The following is a 15,285-nucleotide window of genomic DNA, read 5'->3' as shown; positions in this document are numbered from 1 at the left end:
CCTTTATGTATTTTTGAGTGAAGCTTAAAAAAATATGATGAAGTATACCCTCGCCTTTTTAGTTTGTTTTTGTCTTTTTACCAGTGCTTTAGCGCAAAAATCTGTGCTTTTAGATTCATATTTTAACAATGAGTTTAAAAAGGGGCCAAATGGTGAAAAGGTTTCTTGGCATTACAAATGGGATGAAACAGCGCCGTCTGGATTTTCCATTTTAGGCGAAACGTTTAAAAAATATGGATTTAAATTGGCCACTCTTTTCGAGGCGCCTACAGCGGAAAACCTAAGAGGCCATGCTGTTTATATTATTGTAGACCCCGATAATTTAAGGGATAGTCCGACTCCAAATTATATGGACGATAAATCAGTTTCAGCTATTGCCTCGTGGGTAAAGAAGGGTGGGGCATTGTTAGTATTGGCTAACGATAGCGCAAATGCCGAGCTTAAACATTTTAATAAATTAGCCAACGTTTTCGGGATTAATTTTAACAACGAAATGATAAATCATGTAACCAACGATGTAACCCGAGAGGGTGGAGGAGTTGATACGAAGGGTAATCCAATGTTTGCTACTGCAAAACAAGTATACATGAAAGATGCCTGTTCGATTACGGTGAAAGGAGATGCTTATCCGTTGTTAAAGCAGCAGAACGATATCATCATTGCAGGGAGTAACTATGGTAAAGGCTTTGTGGTTGCCATAGGAGATCCATGGTTATATAACGAATATGTGAATGGAAAACTGCAAGCAGAATTTGAGAACGATAAGGGAGCCAACGACTTAGTTTTGTGGTTAAAAAATAAGTTAGCTAAGGTTGCAAAATAATCTTAACTGTTTTTATTGATCATATATTGTTACATTAATAAATTAATTTTATGATTTTAACGTCTCTACAAATTCTTATTGGCCTATTTTTTAGTATTTTATTTTTGCAATCCGGATTAGATAAGATTTTTAACTTTAAGGGAAATAAGGGGTATATTCAAAGTGTTTTTGAGCAAACATTTTTAAAATCTTTTGCTCCTCTTCTGTTTATCGTTATTACGTTTTTAGAAATGATGTCGGGTATTTTGGCTCTTGTTGGCAGTGTTTGTTATCTGTTAAGTGGCGATTCGATGTTGCTGGTTTGGGGATTGCAATTTTCGGCATTGAGTTTATTGGCTTTGTTTTTTGGACAGCGAATTGCGAAAGATTATGCTGGGGCGGGTGGACTAGTAGCTTACTTCTTGGTGGCAGTATTTGGTATTTATTTATTTAGTGCTTAAAAAGGATAGCGAGTTGCTACAAGTAATTGCAAGATTGAATCTCAAAGCTATTTACTGGAAATAAATTAGTTAGCTTATTTCTTCAAAAAATAACCGTTTAAACTTGTAATATCCTCTTTTAAGTTGTATCTTTGCAATCCCAAATAATAAATATTAATCTATTTATAAAGGTGATACCAGTTCGGGGTGTAGCGTAGCCCGGTATCGCGCCTGCTTTGGGAGCAGGAGGTCGTAGGTTCGAATCCTGCCACCCCGACGACATAGAGTGCAAACTCTATTAAAAACCCTCTAATTACACCAATTAGAGGGTTTTTTCATTTAAGTCATATCACAATAGGGTAACGAAAACCAAAGAAAATTACCCCTATTTAACACCCTGTTCTTTCTTCCTATACTTGTCTTAATATTTGAATTAAATCATTGTTATTCAATTGTTTACATTCATTTTAACACCATTTGATACACTTTGACTTGCACACGAGTCAAAGGGCTAGAAAAGGGTAAGAAAAAAGAAAGGGATTTTATGAAAACGCAGCACACCTTCAGCACATTATTTTTTCTGAAGAAAGACAAACAATCAAACGGCAACGCTCCCCTATACGCCAAGATCACCGTAAATGGACAGTTCACCCATCTATCCGCAAAGCGTCGGCTAGCCATTAGCGACTGGAACCAAAAGCAACAAAAAATCAGCGGAAACTCAGACCACAATGATGACGTTCGTGAAAAAATCCGAACTCTCACCGCCGAGATCAACCAAGCCTACGACGAAATCCGCTACGCCAAACAGCCCCTAACCGCCGAAGCCATCAAAGCCAAGGTCGAAGGCACCGACGAGCAGCAGCACAGCTTAAAAGACCTGCTCGACTACCATAACCAAGAACTGGGTAAACTCCTATCCGAAGGCACTATCAAAAACTATTACACCACCGAACGCTTTCTATATGAATTCCTTCAAACCAAGCGGAAAAAGAAAAACCTCATCCTTGCCCAGGTGGATTATAAGTTCATCACCGACTTCGGACTGTTCCTCCGTCTGCGTACCCCCGACAAAGGGCAGCGTGCCTGTACCAACAATACGGTAATGAAGCATATGGAACGCCTAAAAAAGCTAATTGGCATCGCGATCAAGAACAACTGGATGAACCATAACCCCTTCGAGAATTTTAAAAGGCACATGGTCAAAAAAGACAGGGAGGCGCTAGACGAACGAGAACTTCAACGTTTTGTTGACGCCATTGTTTTTGCCCCTGGGCATCTGATCGTACAGGATATGTTTCTTTTTAGTTGTTATACGGGCTTGGGTTATGCGGAGGTCTGCCGATTTAATCTGTCGCATTTGGCAAGGGATAAGTACGGGAACGTTTGGCTGGAGATGACAAGGAAAAAAACGTTCAGTACTACCGAGCAGAAGTTTCAGGTACTGCTTTTGCCAGAGGCGCTGGAGCTGATTGAAAAGTATCAGAACCATCCGGTTTCATTACAGAGAGGAGTGGTATTTCCTTTCTATTCCAATCAGGTGACTAATCGTTATATTAAGTTGATTGTACAGGTTGCTAGGATTGAGAAGAAGGTGAGTTTTCATACCGCGAGGCATACCTTTGCGACAACGATTACCTTGGAAAATGGGATTTCTATTGAGAGTGTGGCGCACATGCTGGGACATGCGAGTATTCGTACCACGCAGATTTACGCGAAGGTGCGGATGAAGAAAGTAGCCAATGAAATGTTGGCGTTACAGACCAAAATGCATCCAAGGGTGAAGATGGTGGGGTAGATACATTGTTACCAAGAAAAAAAATTGCTGTTAGTTTAAAACTTTTAAGAGTAAATTGCTAAATTATGGTAGAATTGTTAAAATTTTTAGTCAAAATGGAGGGTTTTCAAAATGATGTTGCAGCCAAGTTAAGTATTGAATTTGTTAGGATCTCTGAGCACGCTACTTCTTGTTTTATAGGTGTAGGTATGATAACAGATAAAATGCTCTCATTTGCACGGAAAAAACTAATTAATTGTAAGGATTTAAGAATTGTTACTGGCATACATATGCCGACAACACCAAGTGTATTGCGAACACTTCGGTTTGAAACAATAAGTGGAAATATGAATTCTGGTATATTTATAAAAAAATACTTTCATCCTAAACTTTATTTATTTGAAATAGCTGATAAATGGGTGGCATTCGTTGGATCTGGAAATTTTACTAATGGTGGTTGGTTTGAGAATGAAGAGCTATTCATCAAAGTGACTGATGAGTGGGTAATTCAGAAATTAAAATTGCAATTCGAGTGTTGGCAAAATCAAAGTGAAGAGATTACAGATATTTTTATCAATAAATATGAACAGAGATTTGAGCAAGGAATGGATTTAGAGAGGATGAAGAGAAAAAATATACAAGATCTTGTAGATAGCTTAAATTCTGACTTCAATATCGATAATATTGATTTCTCTACACAGTTCTTCAAAAAGCATGAAGTAATGGCTTTTGAAGGTTGGAAAACGAAATTGGATACGCCAGAAGTACTCGAAGACAGAAGCCTGACCAGACGTAAATTGTATCGTCTTAATGACCTTGTATTCGCGAAAATGCCAAAGGAATGGGGACTTCATGAGCATTATGATCAAAATCATATAGCCTCACAAATAGAGTGTGAACATCATCACGAGTTTAATGTTCGATCGTTATGGGTTGGGTATGGCAGGAATAAATCTCAGTTAAAAAAATATGGGGGACTAGATGCTACTCCTTTATATTACATGAGAATGCAATTTATTCTACGGTTAGAGACGTTTGGCATATGGCTTATGCCTGGAAAAATAAATGGAGGTAAAGCCGATCGGGAGAATTTTTTGCGGTTAATGACAGGTGATGAGTATTGCAGTAAATTTTTTAATTTACTTAGCGATTTAGGCCCGAATTATTGGATAGAAATTGCAAATCAAAAAAGAGATGCCAATAGTTTTAAAGATGTCAACGAGTTCAGAGAATATGCTTTAGGTGATAGTTGGAGGAAATACTATTTTATAATCGGTCGCGACTATGCAATTGGTTCAGCTGAGCTTTCAATTGATAATATAGTTATGACTTGTATCAAAGATTTTGAGAAGTATCATCCGATGTATGAAATGATTATGGATAGGTCTTTTGACTAGAATGATACGATATTATTCAAGTTATATTCCTGTAATTTATTAATTTTTTTATTCAAGAATTGAACATCACACCACTAAAAAAAATCTATGCATTTAGAATACTTAAACCTCGAACATAAAGAGCAATTCCTTGATCTCATTAATGATGAAGACATCAAATATTATATTTCAGCCTTCAACGATGAAGAAGAAACTATAATTGAAAAATTGCGAGATATTAATCAGGACAAATCAGTAGGGACAGCTTATGCTATTATTGATAATGGTAAATTGGTAGGTTATCTTTCTAGCAAACGATCAGTGCATTTATACCATAAAATATATAGCCATGTAGAAATTTTACATGAAGAACCATATGCTGAGTTACTTCAAAAATCCCCCTTTATAATTGATATTGCAATTCATCGGGAATTTCGCGAAAGGGGGTTGGCAAAGGCAGCAATAGCTCTAATTTTGGAGAAACATAGAAGTCTGGGTAATGTAGAAGCTGTTTACTTTGAAATCAACACCAAAAATGCACAGTCAATCAAATTAGTAAAGGGTTTGGGCGGTGAATGGATTTATGACTATGATTATTTTGAAGACTTTGTATCTATCTATGAATTCCGTTTTTTTTAGGCTCGCAAGTATTAAATAGTAATTTTCAGATATTAGTTAAAATTTTTCTGATGCTAATGAAAAAGAAATATATACATAGACATAAAATACTTCTTACACTCCAGGCCTCGTTCGACAAGAATTATCGCCCAGATGCTCAGAATAGTAGTGAATATGATTTGTCATGGTCTGAACTTTCGGAGAAATCAGGACTTAATGACGACGAATTGAAAAAGCAAATCTATTTCTTGATGAAATCAGAAGAGGTTTTTGATAACGAAACCAATTACAGTTCTTCCTATCTTATACTACATGAGGGTACTAAGTCCCTGTTCGATGAAAAGTACTTAAATATTGGCAGAAAAGAGTTTAAAGACAACCTATTTGACTGGCTGAAAATAGTTTCTGGATTTGTTTTGCTTTTGATTGCAATTATAACCTTTGGAATGAATCTTTTCCTTACCAGCAAGAACAATAAGGAAATCGAAACGATGAAGAGTGAAATTAAAATTATTAAAGAATCGGCTAAGAAAAAAAAATAAGGCTAAGAAAACCGTTCATTTGATATTAGTTAGCATTAGGCTTGATGTTTTACACTGAGGAATTTCTGCTGTAAAAATCTCTAAACGAACTGAATTTCACACTTTCATAAACATCGTGACTCAAACCTATTTTTTTATGTGCCGTAATTTCAGCTGGAAGCTGACTTATTTCTTTATGCGTTTTTGTTAACTTAAGTTCGATGACCTTCATTTCTCTATAGTGAATTAAATCATATTCCAATTGGATATAATTTTCAAAATTGTAACTTTTGAATTGAAAATCTAAGCGATCAACAACATAAAATTTTCCTTTATATATTCTATTTTGATCAACCTTCATAGGATGTCGGTCTTCAGACGCATAAATTTCATGATCTATTTTTCCTAGACAGGTATAAATGCCATCTCTCATTTGCTGAAACGAGAGTCTTTTGTCCGAGGAAATAGTTGTTTTGATTTCGCCAAAATCAAACTCACCAAGGAAGTATCCATTAGAATCAATGTTCAGTATCCTTAATAAAAAGCCGCCATGATCTATTCCTGATGACTTGTCAATCGGTTCGGTAAATCCGCCGTAATGCCCAACAAAATCTTTATAAAAACTCTCCTCAAGTTGTGTTTTCCTGCTAATGGCAAACCAAATTAGTAAAACGATAGGTGTTCCGACACTTACAATATCTGCGAGCTTTGAGACGTCTATTTGAAAAAACATACAAGTAAGAACTATCATTTTTTAAGTATAAATGTCCTGAACAATAGAATCAAAAAAGTGCTAATTGTTACGCAGTAGATCACATACTTAATGATATTCTCCCTATTAGCATTTTTTTGTATACGGGTATAGCCATATGTTTCAATTTCCGCCATAACAGCAAAGCCTTTATTGGAAAGTGAAATATAACCGCCTTCAATTTGTTTCACCATTCCATCACCAAGTAGCCTGTTAATGTTGTTTTCATAAACAAAATAGTCGTCACAAGAATTTTTCCAGATTTCCTCTCTACGAATTTGTTCCAGGGTAAAGGTGGAGTTGCTACCTTTGAGTAGAGACATTTATAGAGCAGATTTAAATTAGTAATTTTAAATTTGACCAATATGGGTTACAGAGTATTTGATGATGAATTCAAAAAGATGGCCGTAGCGCTATCTAAGGCTAAAGGTTCGGTAAAAGATGCCGCATGTGATCGAGCTGATGCAGAGCGACTATGATCCGCTGTTTGCGGTGCTAAAGACCTGCGAGGAGATCAAGGTGTTGATCAATCCTTTTGTTTCGGCGTATCATAACAATGCGATGGCGCAGCTGGAGGGGCAGATTGCCTCGGCCAAGATCGGGTTGGCGAGATTAAGCTCTCCGCAGTTGTATTGGGTGCTCAGCGGAAATGATTTTACGTTGGATATCAATAATCCTTTGGAGCCCAAGGTGGTCTGCGTGGGGAACAATCCGCAGAAGTTGCAGGTGTATGGGGCGGTATTGTCGCTGTACATTTCACGAATGATCAAACTGGTAAATCGGAAGGGACAATTGAAGTCTTCACTGATCTTTGATGAGTTTCCGACCATTTATTTTAACCACATGGATAGTTTGATCGCCACGGCAAGAAGTAATAAAGTGGCCAGCTGTATAGCAGTGCAGGATTTTTCGCAGCTGAAAAAGGATTATGGTGCTGAGCAGGCGGAGGTAATCACGGGCATTGTGGGCAATGTGATTTCCGGGCAGGTGACGGGTTCGACGGCGAAGACGTTAAGTGAAAATTTTGGGAAGATCAGCCAGCAGAAGGATTCGATGAACATTAACTCTTCGGATACGTCGATTACCAAGGCGACGCAGTTAGATTATGCCATTCCTGCGAGCAAGATTGCAACGCTTTCTTCCGGGGAGTTTGTGGGGGGTGGTGGCGGATGATCCCACGCAGAAGATCAAGCTGAAGATGTTCCATTGCGAGATCCAAAATGACCATAGGTCGATGGCTAGGGAGGAGGCTGGATTTGTGGAGATTCCGGTGGTGAAGGTGGTGACGGGTGAGATGGTGGAGGAAAATTATAAGCAGATCAAATTGCAGGTGGAGGAACTACTTAAAGCAGAGTGTGGGAAGTTGAGGGTGAAACAGGGGAAGAATGAGCCCGTGAAAAGGAGCAAGATTAGGCCGAATAAGGGGAAGGGAGAGGAACATAGCGTAAGCTATTGAAGTCGTATCTGTATAGCTGCTTTTATAATTTGTACAGAACTTAATGGCATCTGCATCATTTGGCAAATGCCTTAAGTTCTTTTTTTGTATAATCAATTATATTAGATGCTCTTAGACAATATCCCGCGTAACCCGGATAGCCTTGATAACCAAGTTATCCGGGAAGCCAGGATAACCGGGATAGCCCCTCAAAAGGGAAATACACAAGTTTAGAAAATCTGTTGTCTAAAAATATACTGCCAACAAAATTTCCTTTTTTATCCAATGCATGTTCATCATTCCATGAAAACCAACCAATCCAGTTTGATCCGTATCAAAATAGGAACTTCCCGATTTTTACGGCAATCCATGAGCCGCTTGAATTAAATAAATGCATATTGAAAATTTTTGATGAATAAATAATGGGGAACCAACATAAAATGATTCCCCATGTAAATTAACCTTGTGGGGGATGAGGATCATTGCTATAACTGTTGCGTCCTCTGATTTCTCCATTTGGAAGGTGGATAAACATTAAAATGGATCTTTTGGATTATTTACAGAATATACTTCAAGCTTTCATCAGGTTCCTTAATTTTTTGTTCTGCTAATTCGAAAATTTGTGAAGGTCTTATTCCGAATATCTGGGCAATAGCGTAAAGCCTTTCTGTACTGGTATCAACACGTCCTTTTTCCATATTAGCATAGGTATGCACAGTAAATCCTAATCTAAGGGCCATGTATTCCTGCGTTAGGCCGCTTCGCTTCCTAAACATTTCGATTACATGACCCACTTCATTTTTCATCTATTTTATTGAGGCTAACTTATTTTCACTCAGAATTCAACGAAATTTAGTGATAAGTTATCCCAAGAAGTAAAATGTAAAAAAATAGAGCAAAAGCAATATGTTTCTTGACAGGACAGGATGTTTCACCTGAATTCTATTTTGACGAAAGTCGAATTTGAGGCAAACCATTTGGCACCTAATCTATCTGCAGAAAATGCTTCAAAACCTCGAATTCGGAATCTATGCTATTTGATCAGGTACTCAATGCTATTCTAGTGTTATTTTGCTTTGAACACTAGTGAAAATTCAGAACCTTCTATCCAAAGGCCCAATAAAATTTAAAACCTTTTTTTCAGGCTACCCCTAAAGTAAATTTAGGGTAATTTGTTTTGGGACAAGATAGTTAAACTCATAAATTCATACTAATGTTAGGCCAACATAAGGGATAACCGAAAACCTTTAAAAGAGTAGGTGCTGAATTTAACAAAATTTTATGAAAACAAAATTTAAACAATGGACTTTTGCGGTCGTTGGTTTATTTGCATTCGCATTTGTGCTGCAGACCACTAACGTATTTTCTGCTCAGAAGAGATTTGTAGAACAAGCCCCTGTGGAGGGATGTAAGTCTACAGATGTGTCTGGAGACATGTGTATTAAGCCCACTGGCAACATTAAAGGTTGTGCCAATACAATTGATAGTGCATCATTTAACTGTAACATTACAACTCCTCCACCAGTTGAGTAGTGCAAGAGTCAACTATAAGGACATGAATCAACAGACATTTGATTGATGTGCCAGTTGGATAGGGGTATGCCGAAAACCCTTAATAGAGTAGGTGGTAATTAAAAAACAAATGTATGAAAACAAAATTCAAACAAAGTTTAATTTTAGCTATATTGCTAGTGGCCAGTGTATTTGTACTTCAAGCCAGTACTGGATTTTCTAATCAACAAAGGGTTGAGATTCCACCGGCAGACGCTGACGGTTGCCGGTTAACAAGCATAGAAACAGACGTCTGTTTAAGAACGGGAAGTAACGCTCAAGGATGCGTAAACAATACTGATACGCTTAAATGGAATTGTAAGGCAAATCCGCCTGTAGAATAAGCCTAAAAATGCATGCGAATCGCATGCATTTTTAATTAGAATCCTGTAGATAAAGTGATACAAAACCCTCACGAAGTATGAAAAATATGAGTAAAATTTGTAATGTAACTCTTCTGCTAGCTACATTATTTATCGGATGTGACTCTAAAGAAAGAACACAAATCGCCAATGTTATAACATTTTCTGGATTTAAAAGTGAGACTGATATAAAATTCGATGACTTTTTAAAATTCGAGAAAGGAATTGCTAGAAATCTTATTTTAGGGAATAATAGTATCGTAATCGTGAATTCAAATGCAATAACGGATTATGTGTTTTATAAATATAGCCTACCCAGTAAAACGCTGGATGGGAGATATATAAAAGGCGGTCGTAAGTTTGGTCAAGCCCTTGGACCAATGTCAAATGGAGTATATAATACTATTTTTTGGTTACATGATGTAACGAAGAATAAAATAATTACCTATAGACATACTGGCGATTCAGCTCTTTCCGTGCCAAAAGATAGTGGAAATGAGTATGCATTTCCAACTTTGTATTACTCAATACAACTGCTAGACAGCATGAAACTTTTAGCATCTGGGTCCTTTGATTCAAAATCAAAATTACAGGTGTTGGATTTAGTGTCTGGGAAAAAGGAAGGAGAATTCGGCTCCTATCTTCCTAATCCAAAACATATTCCATTCAACTCTTGGAAGATGGCTTATCAATCATTTTTGTTTATCAAGCCAAAACATGATAAAGCGGTATTGGCCTGTCGGCTTACTGATCGCATTGAGATTTTTGATTTGCGAAGCAAGAAAAATATAATTATACAGGGACCCGAAAATTTTAAACCTGAATTTACACCTATGCGATCTGGTAATATGGATTTGATAACAAGAAATGAAAAAAGTAGGTTTGCATTCGTTAATGGCCTGACTACAGATAGATATATTTACCTATTGTATTCCGGAAACCTTCATAATAGTCCAAATTTGGATTATGGAAAATATGTTTATATATATGATTGGGAAGGTAATCCGATCAAAAAGTTAAACCTAGATCGATATGTGTCCTGCATTTCGATTGACCGTGGCAATAAAACAATTTATGCGTTTGATGTTATCTCAAAATCCATCGTAAAGGCAAATCTCTCATTTAATTGATCATGAAAATAAATCAACTCGCAAACAACAGCATGATGCTGTTTATTTTATCTTGTGCTTGTCTTTGCTATTCTTGTAAAGGTAAATCAAGCCTAGGAAATGCTAAAGAGGGCAAGCCAGAAGTAATAGGGATCGGTAAAATTCTTATGCTTCCGGATAGCATGGAGGTTTATAGACCATTTCCGAACTATTTATTGGACAGTGGTAAAATAAATCAATCGACTTTAAAAATTTACACTTTCATAAATGTTTCATGCTCTACCTGTTTAGAAGATATTGAAAAGTGGAGCAGACTAAATTCAAAATTAAGAAAGTACAATGTTCCGATAGTGGTAATTTGTGAAAGTAAAGATAAGTTCGAAGTGTTTAAATACTTCTGTGAACAGGGTACAATCAAAAAGTTCCCTTATCCTTTTTTTTTAGACCTTAAAAACGAATATGTCAAAAAAAATCCTTTTGTATTTACGCATGCAGGGTTTAAGACATTGCTTACAAATCAAGAAAACAAAATTTTATTGGCTGGAGATCCGATCCATTTTGAAAGCAAAGAGAAAGAGTACCTTTCTGTTCTTTCGAAATATAGCGGTTCACTCAAGAAATAGAAATTGATTCACTAAATTTAGGAGAATTTGATAATTATTAAACACATTGGAATGAAAAAGTACTTACACTACCTATTACTTTTAAGTCTTATCATGATCGTTCAAAAGGTAAACGCTCAGTTGAAACTGGATGAACCTATATTAGTGAGTGTTCAATATGAATTTGTTCATGTAAATGATCTAAATCATAGGGATCTTCCAATAAGGGAAATGATGATGCTTCAAACTGGTCAAACTCTAAGCAAATATAGAAAGGCTTCCTATCCAAAGTCCAGGTCAAGTGGTAACCCACCGCGTCCTAAAACGGTTCAACAGAAAGGAAATCCGAATTTAGGTACCGCGATGGCTGTTGTCTTTGGCCCTGGTTTTACCACGGAGGAGTTATTCCAATTTCCCAACGAAAACAAAATTAGCATTTTAGAAACAAAAGGGAATTATGACTACCAGGTTGACATAAGTTTACCTAAGATAAATTGGAAAATTTATGAAGAGACTAGAGAGATTGGTATTTATACTTGCCAAAAGGCAATAGGCGAGTTTAGTGGACGAACATATGTCGCATGGTTTGCCCCTGAACTTCCATTTAAAAATGGTCCATGGAAGCTTTCAGGACTGCCAGGGTTGATTTTGGAGGCGAAAGATACCAAAGACGAAGTTTTATTCTTATTTAAAAGCTGTACGAAACAGGTAGCTGGTGCGAAGATTACAACGTCAAAAGAAAACTTGATTAAAGTTAGCGAAAAAGCTTATGGTCGTTTAAAAAGTGCATTTGATGAAAATCCAGTCGTTGCTTTGAGGGCGCAATTTTCAAATACAGGGGATAGAAATTTTGAAGTTGCCTATCGTGACGCTACGGGTCTGTTTGTTTCAGGAGAAGAGGCAGAGGAACTGGTTGCACGGGATAAAAAACTTGCGAAAATGCGAAAAAACAATCCGATCGAACTAAAATAGAATTTCGAGTTTATATATAAGCCTTGAAACAGATAAAAAATCTTCATAGAGATAAATCAGTCCTCCGGGTAGATCGGCTTTTCGTTTTCATTTTCTTAGCGTTTATGGTCCAATCCGTTCGCGGCCAACAAGTAAGAATTGCAGGAGATTTAAAAAATGGAAAAGGTGTGCCGATTGGATATGCCAGTGTTGTATTGAAAAACAGCCGAGACCACATCGTTGGTTTTACGAACGCGAATGAACAGGGCCGGTACGTTCTTGCCATACCCGACACGCCACAAATTTCTTCATTTGCAATTGAAGTAAATTTTTTAGGATTTAAAAAAGTTCGCCAACAGCTTTTGGCAGATCGTATTGAGTATGATTTTATTCTAGAGGAAGAAGCGATTAATCTCCGGGCAGTGGAAATTAAATCCAGACCTCATGTCGTTGCTAAAGGTGATACATTGAGTTATGAGGTTGCTACATTTTCCCGTTTGGAGGATAGGAGCATTGGTGATGTAATTAGACGTTTACCTGGTGTTAGTGTTGATGAAAGTGGAAAAATAGCATACAATGGAAAAGATATCCAGAACCTTTATATCCACGGTGATGATTTGATGGATGGGCGTTATGGCCTTGCGACTAAGATTATTACTAAGGATATGGTGAAAAGTGTCGAGGTAATGCAGCATTTTCAGCCAATAAAAGTGCTAAAAAATAAGGTTATGTCGGACGGTGTAGCTATGAATCTAGTGCTAAAGAATGAAAATAATATTAACTTGGGTGGTCAAGCAATGATTGGAGCGGGAATTGCTAATCGTTTTGATGCTTCAGTAAATACCATGATGTTCAATGCGCGCTACAAGATGCTGAATGTCCTCCAATCGAACAATAGTGGTGTAGATTATAAGAATGATTTTGCTCAATTAGGAACAGGGAGTTCTGTAAATAGTATAAGCGCAGCTAAACCGGTCACTTTACTTTCCTTGAGCCCAATTGGAGCTCCCAATATACCCAAAAGCAATTATTTTTTCAATAAATCGAGTTTGATCAATGCTAACAACTTGCATAATTTGAAAGGCGGATTACAGCTGAAAGCCAACATCCAGGTCTATTTAGATAGGAATACGTTAGCCTTCCAAAGCCAGATTGATAATTACCTAAAGGGTGATACGATCCGGTATGTTGAACTACAAAGTGCAATAAATAGGCCTAGGGAATTAAACACAGCTTTTACGGCAACAAAAAATGAAGAAACATTTTTTTTAAATAATAAGCTGAGTTTTAGTCTTAGGGAGGCAACTAACGCCAGTTATTTAGATTTCAATGACAATAGCTTTGAGCAAACTTTAAATGAAAGTACCCGCAATTTTTTCAATGATTTCAACTATATACCTGCATTAAAGAATAAAAATATAATGGATGTGCGGTGGTACATAAACTATTACAATAAGCCCCAAAACCTGGACATCGGTACTGGTGTTAATCAAAAGGTTTTAAATAATGGCAATCCTTTTGCTTCGGTGAAGCAATTGGCAAATATCCCCTCGATTTCTAGCAATCTTTCGGTCTCCTATCGTATTTTAAATAGTAGTTTGATTAAGCAGAATTATACGGTTGGAATAATAAACGAATGGCAGGAATTAAATTCAAGGCTCAGGTTGACCCAGCTCGATGGAACTGTGTTAGAATTTACCGGAGATGCAGGTAATGACTTGGCATGGACGAGAACTCGCCTGATACTAAATTCAGAATATTACATTAAAAATGAAAAGTGGCAGGCGAGCTTGTCTGCGCCGCTGATTGCTCAGACCATTCACTACCAACAAAAAGCCTATAACCTGAACAATACAAGAAACCAGTTTTTGATAACACCAAATGCCATGTTTAAATTATTTCTCAGTTCAGAAGATTACATTTCGGCAAACTACGGTTTCAGTAACAGTATAGGTACTATTGCCGATGTTTATCGAGGAACAATCCTGGTCAATTACCGCTCACTTCGAGCAAATAACGCATCCTTACAGGAGAGGTATGCTTCCAGTTCGGGTCTTTTTTATAATTTTCAAAGATCCGTGATAATGCTCTTTATGAATGCTGGCATCAACTATACAAAAATAACTGCAAATTCAATTTTATCCAGCCTTTTAAATGAAGAAATTGAACGCACGGAGCTTTTGCCATTTGAAAATGATCAGAGCGTATTTTCTGTCAATGCGGGATTAAGTAAATTTCTCTTCGCTGTTAATTCAACGGTTTCCCTCAAAGCTTCTTGGAATAATGCTCGCTATGCTCAATTTATAAATAATGAGCTACTTCCTTTTTACAACAAAAGTCTAGGCGTAAATATCGGGATCGAAAGTAAATTTTTCGGAAAAATTGCACTTAGCTATACAGGAGAGGGGCTATGGAATCGCAGTGAATTAATTTCGGCTAATGTAAAAGATCTTCATTTTCGAAATAGAGCGAAACGATTTGACCAAAATGTCTCCGTCGGCTTCTCAGCATTAAGGCAATTATTTTTGATGTTAAATGGTAGATATATTTTTAGTAGTCAGGCCAATGTATCCAATGTAAGCTACCTGTTCCTAGATGCCAAAGTTCGTTACAGGCAGCTGAAATGGCGAACTGATTTTGAATTTGACCTTTCCAATTTAACGAATATAAAAAAATATGAGTTATTGAGCCTCTCTTCTAATCAATTTGCTGTCAATAGGTATGACATTAGAGGAAGAATGGGGATAGTGCGGGCAACTTTTAATTTCTAATAGACACGATCTCGGGAGTGAATAATTTTTCTAAACTAGCATTCTTCTTTTGTGGATCCGTTGTAAGCTGCTCGTTGCAGGCAAATCATGCAATGTTGCTGGAGAAATTATATTGAGAAGTGATGAGTTTGTTGATGGTCCAGTAGTTTTTGAATTCGACGTGTTGTTGTTTAAAGCTTAGTATTGTTGATTTTTGACAATCTATTCTCATTTTTGGAT

15 protein-coding genes, 1 tRNA gene and 1 pseudogene are annotated in these 15,285 nt (G+C 36.9%); 14 read left to right on the top strand and 3 right to left on the bottom strand.

Going from position 1 to position 15,285, the window contains the following annotated elements; all coding sequences use genetic code 11:
- The first annotated feature begins 34 nt into the window (after nucleotides 1-34).
- The 7 genes from WG904_RS12500 to WG904_RS12470 all read left to right on the top strand — a co-directional run bounded on the left by WG904_RS12500 (nucleotide 35) and on the right by WG904_RS12470 (nucleotide 5,555).
- Entirely contained in the window at nucleotides 35-823 is a 789-nt protein-coding gene (locus WG904_RS12500; RefSeq protein WP_339579658.1) for a lacto-N-biose phosphorylase central domain-containing protein, read from the top strand.
- A 50-nt stretch (nucleotides 824-873) separates the two neighbouring features.
- Nucleotides 874-1,263, top strand: a complete 390-nt coding sequence (locus tag WG904_RS12495; protein ID WP_339579657.1) for a hypothetical protein — start codon at nucleotides 874-876, stop codon at nucleotides 1,261-1,263.
- Between the two features lie 182 nt (nucleotides 1,264-1,445).
- Nucleotides 1,446-1,519, top strand: a tRNA-Pro gene (locus WG904_RS12490).
- A gap of 267 nt (nucleotides 1,520-1,786) precedes the next feature.
- Nucleotides 1,787-3,040, top strand: coding sequence for a phage integrase SAM-like domain-containing protein (locus WG904_RS12485; protein ID WP_339579656.1), 1,254 nt, complete (start codon nucleotides 1,787-1,789; stop codon nucleotides 3,038-3,040).
- Between the two features lie 65 nt (nucleotides 3,041-3,105).
- Nucleotides 3,106-4,416, top strand: coding sequence for a phospholipase D family protein (locus WG904_RS12480; protein WP_339579655.1), 1,311 nt, complete (start codon nucleotides 3,106-3,108; stop codon nucleotides 4,414-4,416).
- A gap of 87 nt (nucleotides 4,417-4,503) precedes the next feature.
- The gene (locus WG904_RS12475; RefSeq protein WP_339579654.1) at nucleotides 4,504-5,034 is read left to right on the top strand and encodes a GNAT family N-acetyltransferase; all 531 of its coding nucleotides are present in this window, start codon (nucleotides 4,504-4,506) and stop codon (nucleotides 5,032-5,034) included.
- Nucleotides 5,035-5,090: 56 nt separating this feature from the next.
- On the top strand, nucleotides 5,091-5,555 hold the full coding sequence (locus WG904_RS12470) for a hypothetical protein (protein ID WP_339579653.1): 465 nt from the start codon (nucleotides 5,091-5,093) through the stop codon (nucleotides 5,553-5,555).
- A gap of 49 nt (nucleotides 5,556-5,604) precedes the next feature.
- On the opposite strand, the gene WG904_RS12465 is transcribed toward WG904_RS12470, so the two are convergent.
- Together WG904_RS12465 and WG904_RS12460 are read right to left on the bottom strand one after the other, a co-directional pair.
- Nucleotides 5,605-6,285, bottom strand: a complete 681-nt coding sequence (locus tag WG904_RS12465; protein ID WP_339579652.1) for a hypothetical protein — start codon at nucleotides 6,283-6,285, stop codon at nucleotides 5,605-5,607.
- Nucleotides 6,282-6,608, bottom strand: coding sequence for a hypothetical protein (locus WG904_RS12460; protein WP_339579651.1), 327 nt, complete (start codon nucleotides 6,606-6,608; stop codon nucleotides 6,282-6,284). The genes WG904_RS12465 and WG904_RS12460 overlap by 4 nt, the downstream gene beginning before the upstream one ends.
- Before the next feature lie 118 nt (nucleotides 6,609-6,726).
- Between WG904_RS12460 and WG904_RS12455 the strand changes: the two are divergent.
- Nucleotides 6,727-7,741: pseudogene (locus WG904_RS12455) on the top strand (TraM recognition domain-containing protein); the annotation flags it as partial.
- Between the two features lie 536 nt (nucleotides 7,742-8,277).
- Here the strand turns inward: WG904_RS12455 and WG904_RS12450 are convergent.
- A complete protein-coding gene (locus WG904_RS12450) occupies nucleotides 8,278-8,526 on the bottom strand; it encodes a helix-turn-helix transcriptional regulator (RefSeq protein ID WP_339579650.1) in 249 nt (82 codons plus the stop codon).
- Between the two features lie 475 nt (nucleotides 8,527-9,001).
- Between WG904_RS12450 and WG904_RS12445 the strand changes: the two genes are divergently transcribed.
- From WG904_RS12445 to WG904_RS12420, 6 genes are all read left to right on the top strand, one after another.
- Nucleotides 9,002-9,253, top strand: coding sequence for a hypothetical protein (locus tag WG904_RS12445; protein ID WP_339579649.1), 252 nt, complete (start codon nucleotides 9,002-9,004; stop codon nucleotides 9,251-9,253).
- Nucleotides 9,254-9,366: 113 nt separating this feature from the next.
- Complete coding sequence (locus WG904_RS12440) at nucleotides 9,367-9,615, top strand: hypothetical protein (protein ID WP_339579648.1); 249 nt, start codon at nucleotides 9,367-9,369, stop codon at nucleotides 9,613-9,615.
- 77 nt (nucleotides 9,616-9,692) lie between these two features.
- Entirely contained in the window at nucleotides 9,693-10,763 is a 1,071-nt protein-coding gene (locus WG904_RS12435) for a BF3164 family lipoprotein (RefSeq protein ID WP_339579647.1), read from the top strand.
- Nucleotides 10,764-10,765: 2 nt separating this feature from the next.
- Nucleotides 10,766-11,365, top strand: a complete 600-nt coding sequence (locus WG904_RS12430; RefSeq protein WP_339579646.1) for a hypothetical protein — start codon at nucleotides 10,766-10,768, stop codon at nucleotides 11,363-11,365.
- A 51-nt stretch (nucleotides 11,366-11,416) separates the two neighbouring features.
- Complete coding sequence (locus tag WG904_RS12425; protein WP_339579645.1) at nucleotides 11,417-12,316, top strand: GLPGLI family protein; 900 nt, start codon at nucleotides 11,417-11,419, stop codon at nucleotides 12,314-12,316.
- Nucleotides 12,317-12,339: 23 nt separating this feature from the next.
- The gene (locus WG904_RS12420) at nucleotides 12,340-15,066 is read left to right on the top strand and encodes a carboxypeptidase-like regulatory domain-containing protein (protein ID WP_339579644.1); all 2,727 of its coding nucleotides are present in this window, start codon (nucleotides 12,340-12,342) and stop codon (nucleotides 15,064-15,066) included.
- Nucleotides 15,067-15,285 lie beyond the last annotated feature (219 nt).

Source organism: Pedobacter anseongensis, from assembly GCF_037482965.1.
GTDB lineage: Bacteria > Bacteroidota > Bacteroidia > Sphingobacteriales > Sphingobacteriaceae > Pedobacter > Pedobacter anseongensis.
Note: the sequence above shows the minus strand (reverse complement) of the source record. Positions and strands in the feature narration are given on the sequence as shown.

Excerpts from the sequence above, each read along its gene's own strand:
- WG904_RS12500 (WP_339579658.1), top strand. The coding sequence starts at position 35 with ATGATGAAGTATACCCTCGCCTTTTTAGTTTGTTTTTGTCTTTTTACC.
- WG904_RS12495 (WP_339579657.1), top strand. The coding sequence starts at position 874 with ATGATTTTAACGTCTCTACAAATTCTTATTGGCCTATTTTTTAGTATT.
- WG904_RS12485 (WP_339579656.1), top strand. The coding sequence starts at position 1,787 with ATGAAAACGCAGCACACCTTCAGCACATTATTTTTTCTGAAGAAAGAC.
- WG904_RS12480 (WP_339579655.1), top strand. The coding sequence starts at position 3,106 with ATGGTAGAATTGTTAAAATTTTTAGTCAAAATGGAGGGTTTTCAAAAT.
- WG904_RS12475 (WP_339579654.1), top strand. The coding sequence starts at position 4,504 with ATGCATTTAGAATACTTAAACCTCGAACATAAAGAGCAATTCCTTGAT.
- WG904_RS12470 (WP_339579653.1), top strand. The coding sequence starts at position 5,091 with ATGAAAAAGAAATATATACATAGACATAAAATACTTCTTACACTCCAG.
- WG904_RS12465 (WP_339579652.1), bottom strand. The coding sequence starts at position 6,285 with ATGATAGTTCTTACTTGTATGTTTTTTCAAATAGACGTCTCAAAGCTC.
- WG904_RS12460 (WP_339579651.1), bottom strand. The coding sequence starts at position 6,608 with ATGTCTCTACTCAAAGGTAGCAACTCCACCTTTACCCTGGAACAAATT.
- WG904_RS12450 (WP_339579650.1), bottom strand. The coding sequence starts at position 8,526 with ATGAAAAATGAAGTGGGTCATGTAATCGAAATGTTTAGGAAGCGAAGC.
- WG904_RS12445 (WP_339579649.1), top strand. The coding sequence starts at position 9,002 with ATGAAAACAAAATTTAAACAATGGACTTTTGCGGTCGTTGGTTTATTT.
- WG904_RS12440 (WP_339579648.1), top strand. The coding sequence starts at position 9,367 with ATGAAAACAAAATTCAAACAAAGTTTAATTTTAGCTATATTGCTAGTG.
- WG904_RS12435 (WP_339579647.1), top strand. The coding sequence starts at position 9,693 with ATGAAAAATATGAGTAAAATTTGTAATGTAACTCTTCTGCTAGCTACA.
- WG904_RS12430 (WP_339579646.1), top strand. The coding sequence starts at position 10,766 with ATGAAAATAAATCAACTCGCAAACAACAGCATGATGCTGTTTATTTTA.
- WG904_RS12425 (WP_339579645.1), top strand. The coding sequence starts at position 11,417 with ATGAAAAAGTACTTACACTACCTATTACTTTTAAGTCTTATCATGATC.